Source organism: Zhongshania sp. R06B22, from assembly GCF_040892595.1.
GTDB lineage: Bacteria > Pseudomonadota > Gammaproteobacteria > Pseudomonadales > Spongiibacteraceae > Spongiibacter > Spongiibacter arctica.
Map to the genome: position 1 here is coordinate 1 of NZ_JBFRYB010000003.1, position 16,273 is coordinate 16,273.

Here is a 16,273-nt window from a genome sequence, read left to right on the forward strand (position 1 = left end):
TGTCGTCGCCTGGGAAGTCGTACATATCGAGCAGCTCACGCAGCTCCATTTCTACCAACTCAAGCATTTCATTGTATTCTTCGCTGCCTACACCGCCGCAATCTTCTGCAAGCAAGTCTGCCTTATTCAGGAATACAATAATGTAAGGTACGCCAACCTGACGTGACAGCAGGATGTGCTCACGAGTCTGAGGCATAGGGCCGTCAGTCGCGCCACATACCAAAATAGCGCCGTCCATCTGTGCAGCACCAGTAATCATGTTCTTAACGTAGTCAGCGTGACCTGGGCAGTCTACGTGTGCGTAGTGACGCTTGCTTGAGTCATACTCAACGTGCGACGTCGCAATTGTAATACCGCGCTCACGCTCTTCCGGTGCGTTATCGATACCATCAAACGCCACTGCCTTACCACCAAACACCTCTGCACATACGCGCGTCAGTGCTGCGGTCAGCGTGGTTTTACCATGGTCAACGTGACCGATGGTGCCCACATTCAAATGGGGCTTATTACGTTCAAACTTTTCCTTAGCCACGGTTCATTCCTCGCATAAAGGTTATTAAAAATTAAGCTCTGTTCTTAGCCATGATTTCTTCGGCAACATTACGCGGCGCTTCGAAATACTTTTCAAACTCCATCGTAAATGTTGCGCGACCCTGGGTTGCGCTGCGCAGATCGGTTGCATAACCGAACATCTCTGCCAACGGCACTTGTGCATTAATCACCTTGCCGGACACACACTCATCCATACCAAGAATTATGCCGCGACGGCGGTTTAAATCACCGACCACATCACCCATATTCTCTTCGGGCGTGATAATTTCTACTTTCATAACCGGCTCTAGCAGTACTGCACCACCAACTTGCGCCAGTCTTTTTGTCGCCATCGACGCCGCCACTTTGAACGCCATCTCATTTGAGTCAACATCATGGTAGGAGCCATCGTAAGCGGTGGCTTTTAAGCCGAGCAGCGGATAGCCGGCCAGCACGCCGTTTTGCATTTGCTCGGCAATTCCCTTTTCGATTGCCGGAATATATTCTTTTGGAACAACGCCGCCAACGATTTCGCTGACAAACTGGAGCCCCTCTGCATTCGCATCCTCGCCCGGCTCAAAACGAATCCAAACGTGACCGAACTGACCTCGACCACCCGACTGACGAACAAACTTACCTTCAATCTCGCAGGTATTGCGAATAGCTTCGCGATAGGCGACCTGAGGCTTACCAATGTTTGCCTCAACGCCAAACTCGCGCCGCATACGGTCAACCAAGATATCGAGATGGAGTTCGCCCATCCCAGAAATAATGCACTGACCTGTCTCTTCGTCGGTTTTAACCCGGAAAGAGGGATCTTCTTGCGCAAGCTTACCGAGCGCAATACCCATCTTCTCTTGATCGGCTTTCGTTCTTGGCTCAACAGCCACAGAAATCACCGGCTCAGGGAATTCCATACGCTCTAAAATGATGACGTTATTCGGATCACACAGGGTATCCCCGGTGGTGACATCTTTGAGACCAATAGCCGCCGCGATATCACCCGCCAACACTTCTTTAATTTCTTGACGGTCGTTCGCGTGCATCTGCACCATACGCCCGACGCGTTCTTTTTTACCCTTAACGGAATTGATCACCGCAGTACCACTTTCCAACTTACCGGAATAGACACGGAAGAAGGTTAAGGTACCAACAAACGGATCGGTCGCTATCTTAAATGCCAAGGCCGCAAACGGCGCTTCGTCATCAGCCACCCGCGTAGCGGGGGTTTCGTTCTTATCGTCAAGAGTGCCTTCAATCGCCTTAACTTCGGCAGGTGACGGCATGTATTCAATCACCCCATCGAGCACCGCTTGAACGCCTTTGTTTTTAAACGCAGACCCACCAAACACTGGAATGATTTCGTTCGCCAGCGTGCGCTTGCGGATCCCCGCTTTAATTTCTTCCTCACTCAGCTCTTCGCCCTCGAGGTACTTCTCCATCAATTCATCGCTAGACTCTGCGGCAGCCTCAACCATGAATTCACGCATCTTCTCGCACAGAGCCAACATCTCAGCAGGAATTTCCTCATATACAAAGGTCATCCCCTGATCAGCTTCACTCCAAATAATGGCTTTCATTTTAACAAGATCGACTACACCGCGAAATTCTTCTTCGCTGCCAATAGTCATCTGCATCGGCACTGCATTTGCGCCCAAACGAACGCGGAGCTGCGCAATGACACGCTCAAAATCCGCACCAGCACGATCCATCTTATTGACGAACACCATGCGTGGAACTTCATACTTATTTGCTTGACGCCAAACAGTTTCAGTCTGCGGCTGCACGCCCGAAGAACCGCAAAGCACCACCACGGCACCATCGAGAACCCTCAGCGAACGCTCTACCTCAATAGTGAAGTCAACGTGGCCAGGGGTGTCGATAATATTGACGCGATGCTGCTCAAACTGCTGCTGCATTCCAGCCCAGAAGCACGTGGTAGCAGCAGAAGTAATGGTAATACCACGCTCCTGCTCCTGCTCCATCCAATCCATAGTCGCCGCACCGTCATGCACTTCACCAATCTTATGAGATAGGCCGGTGTAGAACAGCACTCGTTCGGTAGTTGTTGTTTTGCCCGCGTCTACGTGGGCACAAATACCGATATTGCGATATCTGGAAATTGGCGTTTTACGTGCCACAATGCTCCCCTGGGTATGGATTCAATAGCACCGTTTTAGAAACGGTAATGAGAGAACGCTTTGTTAGCTTCTGCCATGCGATGCACGTCTTCACGCTTTTTAACTGCAGAGCCTTTGCCCTGCGATGCATCGATGATCTCACCAGCCAAACGCTGACGCATAGACTTCTCGCCACGACCACGTGAATAGTCAACCAACCAGCGCATAGCAAGCGCCGTACGGCGACTTGGACGAACTTCTACTGGGACCTGATAAGTGGCACCACCAACACGGCGAGACTTAACCTCTACCATGGGAGCGATATTTTCTAAGGCGCTATCGAAGGCCTCAAGAGGGTCTGTATTCAACCGCTCTTTAACGATGTCCAAAGCACCATATACGATGGTCTCTGCGACTGATTTCTTGCCACTTACCATTACGTGGTTCATGAACTTAGCCAGTGTCAGGTTACCGAATTTTGGATCCGGCAGTATTTCCCGCTTGGCGGCGACGCGTCTTCTTGGCATAACTCTATTCCTATGTCTTCAGGTAAATCCAAACACCGAGTCGCCTTGCAGCGAGGAGACGATGGCTTGGCCTTACTTAAGGTCTATTAATTAAAGCGGCTAATTGTCGAATTACGACTTAGGACGCTTAGTACCGTATTTAGAACGGGCTTGTTTACGATTGCTAACACCGGAAGTATCGAGGCTACCGCGAACAGTGTGATAACGCACACCCGGTAAATCCTTAACACGGCCACCGCGAATAAGCACAACACTATGCTCTTGCAGATTGTGGCCTTCACCACCGATATAAGATGAAACTTCAAAGCCGTTAGTCAAACGTACACGACACACTTTACGTAACGCCGAGTTCGGCTTCTTAGGTGTAGTGGTGTAAACACGAGTACATACGCCGCGACGCTGTGGACAAGCCTGCAATGCAGGAACGTCACTTTTAGCCGCTTTACGCTTTCTCGGCTGACGAACCAACTGGTTGATCGTTGCCATTAATTAACTCCAGATACTAAAGCCAGCACACCAATGTGCTAACAACTGACTACCGATACCGCCGATAGCTTATAAAAAAAGTGGAGCGCGAATTCTAAAGATGCGCTCCACTCCCGTCAAGTAGTCAAATTTACTCAGCTGTTATCGCTAAGTGCCTCTGACAGTGCCGCTTCAACATCTTGCGCAGACACAGTTTTCATTGCTTCGTCTTTCTTGATCTTACGATCGCGGTGATAAGCCAGACCGGTACCAGCAGGTATCAGGCGACCAACCACCACGTTTTCTTTCAAGCCGCGCAAGTGATCGCGCTTGCCGGTAACCGCCGCTTCGGTAAGAACCCGCGTGGTTTCTTGGAACGATGCCGCCGAAATAAACGACTCAGTTGCCAATGAAGCCTTGGTAATACCCAACAATTCACGCTCGTAACTAGCGGAAATCTTATCGGTAGCATGAAGAACTTCGTTTTCTTCAATTACACGAACGAATTCAGCCTGCTCACCTTTAATGAACGACGAGTCGCCAGAGGTAAGAATATTGACCTTGCGGAGCATTTGACGAACGATAACTTCAATGTGCTTATCGTTGATTTTTACACCCTGGAGGCGGTAAACATCCTGGATTTCATTGACAATATACTTCGCCAACTCTTCCACACCTTTAAGACGCAAAATATCGTGCGGGCTAAGTGGGCCTTCAGAAACAATCTCGCCCTTCTCAACCTGCTCACCTTCAAACACGGTCAGCAAACGCCATTTCGGAATCAATACTTCGTAGTAATCCGAACCATCTGCAATTGGCTTACCATCTGCCGGAGTAATAATCAGGCGGCGCTTGCCTTTGGTTTCTTTACCAAAGCTTACCGTACCCGAAATTTCAGCCAGAATAGCCGGCTCTTTCGGCTTACGCGCTTCAAACAAGTCAGCTACGCGCGGAAGACCACCAGTAATATCACGGGTCTTCGAGCTTTCTTGCGGAATACGAGCAACAACGTCACCAACTTTCACTGTCGCGCCATTTTCTAAGGACACGATCGCGTTTTCAGTCAGGAAGTAATGCGCCGGCACATTAGTACCTGCCAGACACAGCTCATCACCGTTGGTATCAACCAGGGTCACCGCTGGACGCATATCTTTACCGGCCGCCGGACGCTCACCTTGGTCCATAACAGAAATACTGCTAAGACCAGTCAGCTCGTCAGTTTGACGCTTAACGGTAATACCCTCTTCCATTCCCGACATCTTAACGATACCGGCAACTTCCGTAATAATTGGGTGGGTATGCGGATCCCAGCTTGCCACGATATCGCCAGCGGATACGGCTGCGCGATCAGCAACCTTAATTAGAGCACCGTAAGGCAATTTATAACGCTCACGCTCACGGCCGCTGTGGTCAGTAATAGCCAATTCACCAGAACGACTTACTGCTACCAACTGACCATCTTCACGCACAACCCACTTCAGATTATGCAGGCGCGCCTTACCGTCTTGCTTAACTTGAATATTGTCAACTGCAGTCGCCCGCGATGCTGCACCACCAATGTGGAAGGTACGCATCGTTAACTGAGTACCCGGCTCACCGATCGACTGCGCCGCGATAACACCGACAGCCTCACCACGGTTAACCAAGTGACCGCGAGCCAAGTCACGGCCATAGCATGCTGAACACACGCCATGACGAGTTTCACAGGTAATTGGCGAACGGACATCAATTTCATCGATGCCCATTTCTTCTAGCGCGATAACGCCTTTTTCATCGAGCATCACGCCCGCTGCCACTGCCAATTCTTCGGTGCCAGGGATAAACACATCGCGAACAACCAGACGACCCAGTACGCGGTCACCCAATGTTTCGATGATGTCACCACCTTCGATAACCGGCGTCATGGTTAAGCCTTCGCTGGCACCACAATCGTCTTCGGTAATAACCAAATCTTGCGCAACATCAACCAGACGACGAGTCAGGTAACCAGAGTTAGCGGTTTTTAGTGCCGTATCTGCCAAACCTTTACGTGCACCGTGAGTAGAGATGAAGTACTGGAGTACGCTCAAACCTTCACGGAAGTTTGCGGTGATAGGCGTTTCGATGATCGAGCCATCAGGCTTGGCCATCAAACCACGCATACCAGCAAGCTGACGAATCTGCGCTGGTGAACCCCGGGCGCCAGAGTCTGCGTAGATATAAACCGAGTTGAAAGAGTCTTGCATCTCTTCCTCACCCTTGCGGTTAATAACAGGCTCTTTAGAAAGACCTTCCATCATCGCCTTGGACACCATGTCATTTGCACGGGACCAAATATCGATAACTTTGTTGTATTTTTCGCCCTGAGTTACCAGACCGGAAGCATATTGCTTTTCGATCTCTACCACTTCGGCATCTGCAGCAGAGACAATGCGCGCCTTAGCAACAGGTATCTCAAAGTCATTTACGCCGATTGATGAGCCAGATCGAGTAGAGTACTCAAAACCGGTGTACATCAACTGGTCGCCAAGAATAACTGTGGCCTTCAGACCAACCTTACGGTAGCACTCGTTCAATAAACGAGAGATCGCCTTCTTAGTCATATTTTGGTTGACCATCTCGAAGGGCAAACCTTCGGGAACAATCCGCCACAACAAGACACGACCAACCGTGGTATCAATCAGAGTACGGGTTTGGCTGCGCTCACCGTTCTCATCAAAACTCACCTCAACCAAGCGGCACTTAATGCGCGCCTGCAAGTGAGCCTTACCGCCAACATAGGCGCGATGCACTTCTTCGGGGTTCGCGAACGCAGTACCTTCAGCCATACCGTTAACACGCTCGCGTGTCATCCAATACAAACCCAATACAACGTCTTGAGATGGGACAATAATCGGCTCGCCATTTGCGGGCGACAGAATATTGTTGGTCGACATCATCAAAGCGCGCGCTTCTAACTGCGCTTCAATCGTCAGCGGCACGTGCACCGCCATTTGGTCACCATCAAAGTCAGCGTTATATGCCGCACAGACCAAGGGGTGAAGCTGAATCGCCTTACCTTCGATAAGTACCGGCTCAAACGCCTGGATACCCAAACGGTGAAGTGTAGGTGCGCGGTTAAGCATAACCGGATGCTCGCGAATAACCTCAGCGAGGATATCCCACACTTCTGGTGGCTCGCGCTCAACCATTTTCTTAGCGGCTTTAATAGTTGTTGCCAAGCCACGCGCTTCCAACTTGCCGAAGATGAATGGCTTGAATAACTCAAGTGCCATTTTCTTAGGCAGACCACACTGATGCAAACGCAAAGTAGGACCAACAACGATAACCGAACGACCGGAATAGTCGACACGCTTACCTAGCAAGTTCTGACGGAAACGACCTTGCTTACCTTTGATCATATCGGCAAGCGATTTCAAAGGACGCTTATTAGAGCCAGTGATCGCACGACCGCGACGACCATTATCCAGCAGCGCATCAACAGATTCCTGAAGCATACGCTTCTCATTGCGAACAATGATGTCAGGCGCGTTTAGATCGAGCAGACGCTTTAGACGGTTGTTACGGTTGATAACCCGACGATATAAATCGTTAAGATCGGAGGTTGCAAAGCGACCACCGTCCAAGGGCACCAACGGACGCAAATCCGGCGGTAGCACTGGCAGTACTTTCAAGACCATCCACTCAGGCTTATTACCTGAGTCAGCCAAGGCTTCAATCAACTTCAGACGCTTAGAGAGTTTCTTGATTTTGGTCTCTGAGTTCGTTGCCGGAATTTCTTCACGCAAACGATCGATCTCAGCAGGCAAATCCAATTCCATCAGCAAATGCATGATGGCTTCGGCGCCCATTTTGGCCACAAAGTCGTCACCGAATTCTTCCATCGCCTCAAAGAACTGCTCGTCGCTAAGCAACTGGCCTTTCTCAAGGGTAGTCATACCCGGATCAGTAACAACATAGGATTCAAAATAAAGAATCCGCTCAATGTCGCGCAAGGTCATATCTAGCAGCAAGCCGATACGGCTAGGCAATGATTTCAAAAACCAAATATGCGCAACGGGGCTCGCCAGTTCAATGTGGCCCATGCGCTCACGGCGCACTTTAGCCAGTGCAACTTCAACGCCACACTTCTCACAGATAACACCGCGGTGCTTAAGGCGCTTGTACTTGCCGCACAAGCACTCATAGTCTTTTACCGGTCCAAAAATTTTGGCGCAGAACAAACCGTCACGCTCAGGCTTGAACGTACGGTAGTTAATGGTTTCCGGCTTTTTCACTTCGCCGAATGACCACGAGCGAATCAGCTCCGGTGACGCCAAACCGATACGAATAGAGTCAAACTCATCGTTCGGTTGTCCCTGTTTCAATAGATTCAATAAATCTTTCAAGGCCGTTCCTCCGCAAGGGTATTCTTCAGGCGCCCACTAAGCCGGGCGCCCCTTGCCATAGTCGTTGTCGATGTTTATTCCGTGTCCAGCTCGATATTAATACCGAGTGAGCGGATCTCTTTGACCAGTACATTGAAAGACTCGGGCATGCCCGGCTCCATACGCTGGTCGCCATCAACAATGTTTTTATACATTTTGGTACGACCATTCACATCATCCGACTTAACAGTCAGCATTTCCTGCAAGGTGTAAGCGGCGCCGTATGCTTCCAAGGCCCACACTTCCATCTCACCGAAACGCTGACCACCGAACTGCGCTTTACCGCCTAGTGGCTGTTGCGTAACCAAACTGTACGAACCAGTTGAACGTGCATGCATCTTGTCGTCGACCAAATGGTTCAGTTTCAGCATGTACATGTAACCAACCGTTACCGGGCGATCAAACTCCAAACCGGTACGACCGTCGCAAAGCTTTAACTGACCGCTTTCTGGAAGACCAGCAAGCTTCAGCAAACTTTTGATTTCGCCTTCATCAGCGCCATCAAATACTTGCGTTGCCATGGGCACACCACCGCGCAGATTCTTCGCCAGATCCATAATCGCCTCATCGCTGAAACTATCTAGATCTTCATGACGACCTGCACCGTCGTTATAGATTTCGCCCAAGAATCCACGGACTTCAGCGATTTTACGCTGCTCGCGAATCATGGCATCGATCTTATTGCCCAAGCCTTTAGCTGCTAAGCCAAGATGCGTCTCGAGAACCTGACCAACGTTCATCCGCGAAGGAACACCCAGTGGGTTCAATACAATATCTACCGGCTCGCCATTTTCATCAAAAGGCATATCTTCAACCGGCATAATAACCGAGATAACCCCTTTGTTACCGTGACGACCAGCCATCTTATCGCCTGGCTGAATACGACGTTTGATCGCCAAATAAACTTTAACGATTTTCAGCACGCCAGGCGCTAGATCATCGCCGGTAGTCAGCTTGCGTCTCTTGTTTTCAAAACGCTCTTCAAGCGTCTTGCGATGCTCGACCAACTGTTTGTCAGCATCTTCTAAAGCAGCGTTTAATGGCTCATCGGCCATACGCAACTTGAACCAGTCGTCCTTTTTAATTTCTTCAAGGGCCGCTGCTGATAACTCGTCGCCCTTTTTCATACCGGGACCGCTAAGGATTTTCTTACCATCCAGAGCGTCAGCCAAGCGCACAAACGTGGCCTCTTCAACAATGCGGTACTCTTCGTTCAAGTCCTTACGGAATTGATCGAGCTGCATTTTTTCAATTTCTAGGGCGCGCTTATCTTTTTCCAGACCATCACGAGTGAAGACCTGAACGTCGATAACCGTGCCCTTGGTGCTAGTTGGAACGCGTAGCGACGTATCTTTTACGTCTGACGCTTTCTCACCGAAGATAGCTCGTAGGAGTTTTTCTTCCGGTGTCAGCTGGGTCTCACCTTTTGGCGTGACCTTACCAACCAGAATATCACCGGCACCAACTTCTGCACCAATGTATACAATGCCAGACTCATCCAGATTGGCTAGCGCACCCTCACCCACATTAGGAATATCAGAAGATATTTCTTCTGGCCCAAGCTTCGTATCACGGGCAATACACGTTAGCTCTTGAATGTGAATAGTAGTAAAGCGATCTTCTTTTACAACGCGCTCAGACACCAAGATCGAGTCTTCGAAGTTATAACCATTCCACGGCATAAAGGCGATACGCATATTCTGACCGAGCGCTAGCTCGCCCATGTCGACAGATGGACCATCGGCAAGAATATCACCGCGCACCACGTCGTGGCCTTCGCTCACGATTGGACGCTGATTAATACAGGTGTTCTGGTTAGAACGGGTGTATTTCGTTAAGTTGTAAATATCGACCGGCGGCTGGCCGGGCTGAACTTCGTCATTGTTAACACGCACAACAATACGCGACGAGTCCACGCTATCAATCACACCACCACGGCGCGCAACAACACACACACCGGAGTCAGACGCTACATAACGCTCAAACCCTGTACCCACTAAAGGCTTGTCTGCCTTGAGTGTCGGCACCGCTTGACGCTGCATGTTCGAACCCATCAGTGCGCGGTTAGCATCATCGTGCTCTAGGAACGGAATCAACGACGCTGCAACCGAAACAACCTGCTTGGGCGAAACGTCCATGTAGGTTACTTTTTCCGGCGGCATTACGGTGAATTCGTTCATGTGACGAACCGCAACCATCTCGTCTGTCAACTCGCCTTTGTCATTCATTGCCGCGGAAGCCTGAGCGATAACCTCTTCAGCTTCGTTGATGGCTGACAAGTACTCTATATCATCGCTTACCTTGCCACCCAATACCTTGCGGTAAGGACTTTCTAGAAAGCCATACTCATTGGTACGCGCATAGGTCGCCAAAGAGTTAATCAAGCCAATGTTCGGTCCTTCCGGTGTTTCGATAGGGCAAACACGACCGTAGTGAGTCGGGTGAACATCGCGGACTTCGAAGCCGGCGCGTTCGCGCGTCAAACCACCAGGTCCAAGCGCCGAGACACGACGTTTGTGGGTGATTTCCGAAAGCGGGTTGTTTTGGTCCATAAACTGCGACAGCTGTGAAGAACCAAAAAATTCTTTCACGGCCGCGGCAACCGGCTTGGCATTAATCAAATCCTGCGGCATTAAGCCTTCGCTTTCAGCCATGGAGAGACGCTCTTTGACTGCGCGCTCTACACGAACCAAACCAACTCGGAATTGGTTCTCAGCCATCTCGCCAACCGAACGGATACGACGGTTACCGAGATGATCGATGTCATCGACAATGCCTTTACCATTACGAATGCCAACTAGCATTTTCATGACAGCAACAATGTCGCTCTGGTCCAGCGTACCTGCACCCAAAATTTCTTCACGACCAATGCGGCGGTTAAACTTCATTCGACCAACAGTCGAAAGATCGTAGCGCTCAGGTGAGAAGAACAAGTTCTGGAACAGATTTTCCGCCGAGTCTTTAGTCGGTGGCTCGCCTGGACGCATCATACGGTAGATTTCTACCAATGCCTCTAACTGACTATTGGTTGGATCTGCACGCAGCGTGTCACTAACGTAGGGACCGCAATCAAGCTCGTTGGTATAAAGCGTGTCAATTGTCTCGACGCCCATCTCTTCAAGCTTAGTCAGAATCTCTGCTGTTATTTCACTATTACATGGGAACACCAATTCGCCAGTTGCTTTGTCGACAATGTCCTTCGCCAAGGCACGACCAATCAGGTATTCAACAGGCACCTGTAGCTGAGTAAGATTTGCTTTTTCAATCTGGCGAATATGGCGCGCCGTAATCCGGCGACCAGTTTCGACAATGACTTCGCCATTTTTAGCGCAGATATCGAAAGTGGCGACTTCACCACGCAGACGTTCAGCAATCAGCTGTATCGTAAAGCCGCCTTTCTTGGCCACCTTAAACGTGTTGACGTCATAGAACAGGTCCAGAATTTCTTCTGCAGCCATGCCCAAGGCGCGCAACAGGATCGTTGCCGGCAATTTACGACGACGGTCAATACGGACAAACACCTGATCCTTTGGATCAAATTCAAAATCGAGCCACGAACCACGATAGGGAATGATTCGCGCAGAATATAAGAGCTTGCCTGAGGAGTGGGTTTTACCACGATCATGGTCAAAAAACACACCTGGCGAACGGTGTAACTGAGAAACGATAACGCGTTCAGTGCCGTTAATTACGAAGGTACCGTTTTCAGTCATCAGGGGAATTTCACCCATGTAGACTTCTTGCTCTTTGATATCTTTAATGCTTTTATTTGCTGACTCGCGATCATAAATGATCAAGCGAACCTTAACCCGCAACGGCACAGAATACGTTACGCCGCGAAGCTGGCATTCGTTCACGTCAAATGCCGGCACGCCGAGCACGTAATCGACGTACTCAAGCGCAGCGTTACCAGAATAACTCGCTATCGGGAATATTGATTTAAAAGCAGCGTGCAAACCGTGTTCGCCGCGCTCAGCAGCAGGAACACCTTGCTGCGTAAACTTCTTGTAGGAATCCAGCTGAATCGCAAGGAGATAGGGCACGTCCATGACATGCGGCATCTTGCCAAAATCCTTGCGGATACGTTTTTTCTCAGTGTACGAGTAAGCCATCAGTACTCCCCAGCATCATCTCTTGACTCCGCCGCGACCGGCGACGGTGTCGTTAGTGCAACAGTTTATCTGTTGCCGGTCAGACCCCTAATAGGCTCTGACTGTAATTTCTCAAACAACAAAAGGCCGGTGGGATTTAACCCACCAGCCCAGCTTGAGATTGACCCGCAAGCAGGCCAACAAGCAACCTACTTAAGCTCGGCGCTAGCGCCTGCTTCTTCAAGTGCTGCTTTAGCTGTGTCTGCATCAGCCTTAGAAGCGCCTTCTTTAATAGTAGATGGCGCGCCATCTACCAATTCTTTCGCTTCTTTCAAGCCCAAACCAGTGATCGTACGTACTGCTTTGATCACGTTAACTTTCTTCTCACCAACAGCGGTCAGAACAACGTCAAACTCGGTTTGTTCTTCAGCGGCAGCGCCGCCTTCAGCAGCGGCAGCAGGAGCTGCAGCAACTGCAGCAGCTGCAGTAACGCCAAACTTCTCTTCCATTGCTTCGATTAGACCAACTACGTCCATTACGCTCATTTCAGCGATTGCATTCAAAATATCGTCTTGTGACAGAGCCATGTGAAACTCCCTACTGTGTCAATTACTAAAAAATTTAAACGCTGCTTACGCAGCTTCTTTCTGCTCGCGAACGGCAGCTAATGTACGAACCAATTTTCCTGGGACTTCGTTCATTGTACGTACCAGTTTGGTTGCCGGTGCTTGCATAACGCTCATCAACATAGACAGCGCTTGGTCGCGGGTCGGCAACTTAGCCAGTACATCCAACTGATCTGCACCCATCAATTGGCCACTGACCGCAAGTGCCTTAACTTCAAATTTCGCATGATCTTTCGCAAAATCTTTGAAGATACGAGCTGCAGCGCCAGGATCTGCCATCGAAAATGCCAGCAGAGAAGGCCCCTTAAAGGCCTCTTCTGCGCACTCGAATTCAGTTCCTTTTAACGCAATTTTCGCCAAAGTATTCCGCACAACTCGTACGGTCACTTGGGAATCACGCGCTAATTTGCGCAGCTCAGTCATTTGGCCTACTGTACACCCGCGGGCGTCAGCAATAACCAATGACAATGCACTAGCGGCAGTCTCGTTAACGTCAGCTACTATCGCCTTTTTGTCGTCGAGTCTTAATGCCACTTGGATAACTCCTGGATTTGTCAGTTAATTACCGTAGACTGAAAACCGAAGTTTAAAGTCGTTTTCTGGTGAACAAATCCAATCCACCATCTGCGTAGGCCGGTGCCGGTAACGTTGACAAGTCAACACACCTATTAAGGGCTCAGATCATAAAAATCTAATCCCACCTACGGTCTTTGATGGTCTCTGTCTTTTGACACAGTAGGTCAGCTGTCAAAGACCACAAAGCCGATAAACGCTCTTCGAAAAGAGCGCTCTATTCTAAGCGCAAGCGCTCAAAAATTATTTTAACGCCAGGCTTGCCTGATCGATAACGATACCAGGGCCCATCGTTGAAGAAAGTGTGATTTTCTTCATGTAGACGCCTTTAGCTGAGGATGGCTTAGCTTTACGCAAGTCTCCCAACAAGGCCTCTAGATTTTCCTTTAACACGCCCGCTTCGAAAGAAATTGTCCCGATAGCGCCGTGGATGATGCCGTTTTTATCTGTACGGTAGCGAACCTGACCCGCTTTAGCATTTTTCACTGCAGTTTCAACATCTGCAGTTACAGTACCAGTCTTAGGGTTAGGCATCAGGCCACGTGGACCAAGAACCTGACCCAACTGGCCCACAACGCGCATTGCATCTGGAGACGCAACAACAACATCGAAATCCATCATGCCACCTTTCACTTGCTCAGCAAGATCGTCCATGCCGACAAAGTCTGCACCGGCCGCTTTTGCTTTCTCAGCATTTTCACCTTGGGTGAAAACTGCAACACGAACAGTTTTACCTGTACCGTTTGGCAGAGTAGTTGCACCGCGAACCGCTTGATCCGATTTGCGCGCATCGATGCCTAGATTAATTGCAACATCAATCGCTTCTGGGAACTTAACTACCGAGACGTCTTTCAATAACGCCACCGCATCTTCAAAACTGTATTGCTTACCGGCAACGACTTTTTCGTTAATTGCCTTTTGGCGCTTAGTTAGCTTAGCCATTACACACCCTCTACTTCAATACCAGCGGCACGGGCGCTGCCCGCAATTGTACGAACTGCCGCTTCCATATCAGAAGCAGTGAGATCAGCCATTTTAATAGTGGCTATCTCTTCCAGTTGCGCGCGGGTTACCTTACCTACTTTCTTAGAATTAGGCGTGCCCGATCCGCTCTTAACACCAGCGGCCTTCTTCAGCAAGAACGATGCTGGCGGCGTTTTGGTGGTAAAGGTAAAACTACGATCCGAATAGACTGTAATAACGACAGGAATTGGCATGCCGCTTTCAAGGCTTTGGGTTGCAGCATTGAATGCTTTACAGAATTCCATGATATTCACACCGTGCTGACCTAATGCAGGACCAACTGGTGGACTTGGGTTTGCTGCACCAGCAGCAACTTGCAGCTTTATATAAGCCTGTACTTTCTTAGCCATTTCACTTCTCCATTTGGGTAGTAACGCCCCGCAAAAACGAAGCTCCCCTCGACAGCTTACGCTGACCTAAAACATCGAACTCAGGACTTTTCTACTTGCCCAAAGTCCAACTCAACTGGCGTAGAACGCCCGAAAATCAGTACCGCAACGTGCAAACGGTTTTTCTCGTAATTCACTTCTTCTACAACACCATTGAAATCATTAAACGGTCCATCAATGACACGGACCATTTCACCGGGTTCAAACAATGTCTTGGGCTTAGGCTTGTCGCCGCTTTCAACCCGCTGCAGAATTGCATTCGCTTCTTTTTCAGTAATCGGGGCGGGTTTATCTGCCTTGCCGCCGATAAAGCCCATTACGCGCGGCGTCTCTTTCACTAAATGCCACGTGTCGTCTCCGAGCTCCATCTGTATTAGGACGTAGCCGGGGAAAAATTTTCGCTCACTTTTCCGCTTCTGCCCGCCACGCATTTCAACAACTTCTTCTGTAGGCACCAGCACGTCGCCGAAACGCTCAGCGAAACCTGAAAGCTCTATGCGCTCTTGTAATGCCAGAGCAACTTTCTTTTCATACCCAGAATAGGCGTGTACAACATACCAACGCTTTGTCATGCCCTACCTCTAGCCGATAACCATGGATGCCAGCCAACCCAGCAGAGTATCTAATCCCCACAGAATCAATGCCGCCACAACTACAAACGCCACTACAATAAGCGTTGTTTGTGTGCTTTCCTGACGCGTCGGCCAGACTACTTTTCTGATTTCCGTACGCGCACCCTTTAGCAACTCAAAAAACGCCGCACCTTTTTCGGTACGATATGCGATATAAGCTGCCACAACCGCCAACACCAATAGGGCGATGACGCGATAAAGCAAGGACTCGCCAGAAAAATACGTATTGCCGCCAACACCGACCACTACCAGTAAAGCAACAATGCCCCACTTCAAGCCGTCGAGGCGACTAGCGTCTTCCGCCTTAGCACTCATTGTTCAGTCATATCCTTTTTTGCTAAGCGCAAAACACCACTACGCATTACGCGAAGCGGTGTTAACGTAAATGGCAGGCCAGGAGGGACTCGAACCCCCAACAGTCGGTTTTGGAGACCGATGCTCTACCAATTGAACTACTGGCCTACAAGTGCCGAGACACGCCCGGCCTTACACCCTATAAAACTGGGCCTATTCTACGATTTTAGCAACAACGCCGGCGCCAACAGTACGGCCACCTTCACGAATTGCGAAACGCAAACCTTCTTCCATCGCGATGGGCGCAATCAAGGTCACGTCCATTTTAACGTTGTCGCCAGGCATAACCATCTCAGTGCCTTCAGGCAGCTCACAAGCGCCCGTAACATCCGTGGTACGGAAGTAGAACTGTGGACGGTAGCCTTTAAAGAACGGCGTGTGACGACCACCCTCTTCTTTCGACAACACATACACCTCTGCTTCAAAACGAGTGTGTGGCGTAATTGAGCCCGGCTTAGCCAGTACTTGACCACGCTCTACGTCGTCGCGCTTAGTACCACGCAGCAACACACCAACGTTCTCGCCAGCGCGACCTT

13 protein-coding genes and 1 tRNA gene are annotated in these 16,273 nt (G+C 49.8%); all 14 read right to left on the reverse strand.

The window, feature by feature from the left end; translation table 11 throughout:
- Positions 1-532: GTP-binding protein (locus AB4875_RS17250; RefSeq protein WP_368377367.1), on the reverse strand; the 532-nt coding region annotated here is incomplete at its 3' end.
- 31 nt (positions 533-563) lie between these two features.
- The gene (gene fusA / locus AB4875_RS17255) at positions 564-2,672 is read right to left on the reverse strand and encodes an elongation factor G (protein ID WP_368377368.1); all 2,109 of its coding nucleotides are present in this window, start codon (positions 2,670-2,672) and stop codon (positions 564-566) included.
- 35 nt (positions 2,673-2,707) lie between these two features.
- Entirely contained in the window at positions 2,708-3,178 is a 471-nt protein-coding gene (gene rpsG / locus AB4875_RS17260) for a 30S ribosomal protein S7 (RefSeq protein ID WP_368377369.1), read from the reverse strand.
- Positions 3,179-3,289: 111 nt separating this feature from the next.
- The gene (rpsL, locus tag AB4875_RS17265) at positions 3,290-3,664 is read right to left on the reverse strand and encodes a 30S ribosomal protein S12 (protein ID WP_368377370.1); all 375 of its coding nucleotides are present in this window, start codon (positions 3,662-3,664) and stop codon (positions 3,290-3,292) included.
- Positions 3,665-3,798: 134 nt separating this feature from the next.
- Positions 3,799-8,010, reverse strand: coding sequence for a DNA-directed RNA polymerase subunit beta' (gene rpoC, locus AB4875_RS17270; protein WP_368377371.1), 4,212 nt, complete (start codon positions 8,008-8,010; stop codon positions 3,799-3,801).
- A gap of 74 nt (positions 8,011-8,084) precedes the next feature.
- Complete coding sequence (gene rpoB / locus AB4875_RS17275) at positions 8,085-12,161, reverse strand: DNA-directed RNA polymerase subunit beta (RefSeq protein ID WP_368377372.1); 4,077 nt, start codon at positions 12,159-12,161, stop codon at positions 8,085-8,087.
- Between the two features lie 188 nt (positions 12,162-12,349).
- The gene (gene rplL / locus AB4875_RS17280) at positions 12,350-12,727 is read right to left on the reverse strand and encodes a 50S ribosomal protein L7/L12 (protein WP_368377373.1); all 378 of its coding nucleotides are present in this window, start codon (positions 12,725-12,727) and stop codon (positions 12,350-12,352) included.
- A 45-nt stretch (positions 12,728-12,772) separates the two neighbouring features.
- Positions 12,773-13,300 carry a 50S ribosomal protein L10 gene (gene rplJ / locus AB4875_RS17285; RefSeq protein ID WP_368377374.1) on the reverse strand — a complete coding sequence of 176 codons (528 nt, stop codon included), beginning with the start codon at positions 13,298-13,300 and terminating at the stop codon, positions 12,773-12,775.
- Between the two features lie 282 nt (positions 13,301-13,582).
- Positions 13,583-14,281, reverse strand: coding sequence for a 50S ribosomal protein L1 (gene rplA, locus AB4875_RS17290; RefSeq protein ID WP_368377375.1), 699 nt, complete (start codon positions 14,279-14,281; stop codon positions 13,583-13,585).
- Positions 14,281-14,712, reverse strand: a complete 432-nt coding sequence (gene rplK, locus AB4875_RS17295; RefSeq protein ID WP_368377376.1) for a 50S ribosomal protein L11 — start codon at positions 14,710-14,712, stop codon at positions 14,281-14,283. The genes rplA and rplK overlap by 1 nt, the downstream gene beginning before the upstream one ends.
- Before the next feature lie 80 nt (positions 14,713-14,792).
- Complete coding sequence (gene nusG, locus AB4875_RS17300) at positions 14,793-15,323, reverse strand: transcription termination/antitermination protein NusG (RefSeq protein ID WP_368377377.1); 531 nt, start codon at positions 15,321-15,323, stop codon at positions 14,793-14,795.
- 9 nt (positions 15,324-15,332) lie between these two features.
- Entirely contained in the window at positions 15,333-15,698 is a 366-nt protein-coding gene (secE, locus tag AB4875_RS17305) for a preprotein translocase subunit SecE (RefSeq protein WP_368377378.1), read from the reverse strand.
- A gap of 71 nt (positions 15,699-15,769) precedes the next feature.
- Positions 15,770-15,845, reverse strand: a tRNA-Trp gene (locus tag AB4875_RS17310).
- 45 nt (positions 15,846-15,890) lie between these two features.
- Positions 15,891-16,273: EF-Tu C-terminal domain-related protein (locus tag AB4875_RS17315; RefSeq protein ID WP_497023482.1), on the reverse strand; the 383-nt coding region annotated here is incomplete at its 5' end.

Bases quoted from the DNA above. Each gene is read 5' to 3' on its own strand.
- rplA (WP_368377375.1), bottom strand. From the start codon at position 14,281: ATGGCTAAGCTAACTAAGCGCCAAAAGGCAATTAACGAAAAAGTCGTT.
- rpoB (WP_368377372.1), bottom strand. From the start codon at position 12,161: ATGGCTTACTCGTACACTGAGAAAAAACGTATCCGCAAGGATTTTGGC.
- rplL (WP_368377373.1), bottom strand. From the start codon at position 12,727: ATGGCTCTGTCACAAGACGATATTTTGAATGCAATCGCTGAAATGAGC.
- secE (WP_368377378.1), bottom strand. From the start codon at position 15,698: ATGAGTGCTAAGGCGGAAGACGCTAGTCGCCTCGACGGCTTGAAGTGG.
- nusG (WP_368377377.1), bottom strand. From the start codon at position 15,323: ATGACAAAGCGTTGGTATGTTGTACACGCCTATTCTGGGTATGAAAAG.
- rplK (WP_368377376.1), bottom strand. From the start codon at position 14,712: ATGGCTAAGAAAGTACAGGCTTATATAAAGCTGCAAGTTGCTGCTGGT.
- rpsL (WP_368377370.1), bottom strand. From the start codon at position 3,664: ATGGCAACGATCAACCAGTTGGTTCGTCAGCCGAGAAAGCGTAAAGCG.
- rpsG (WP_368377369.1), bottom strand. From the start codon at position 3,178: ATGCCAAGAAGACGCGTCGCCGCCAAGCGGGAAATACTGCCGGATCCA.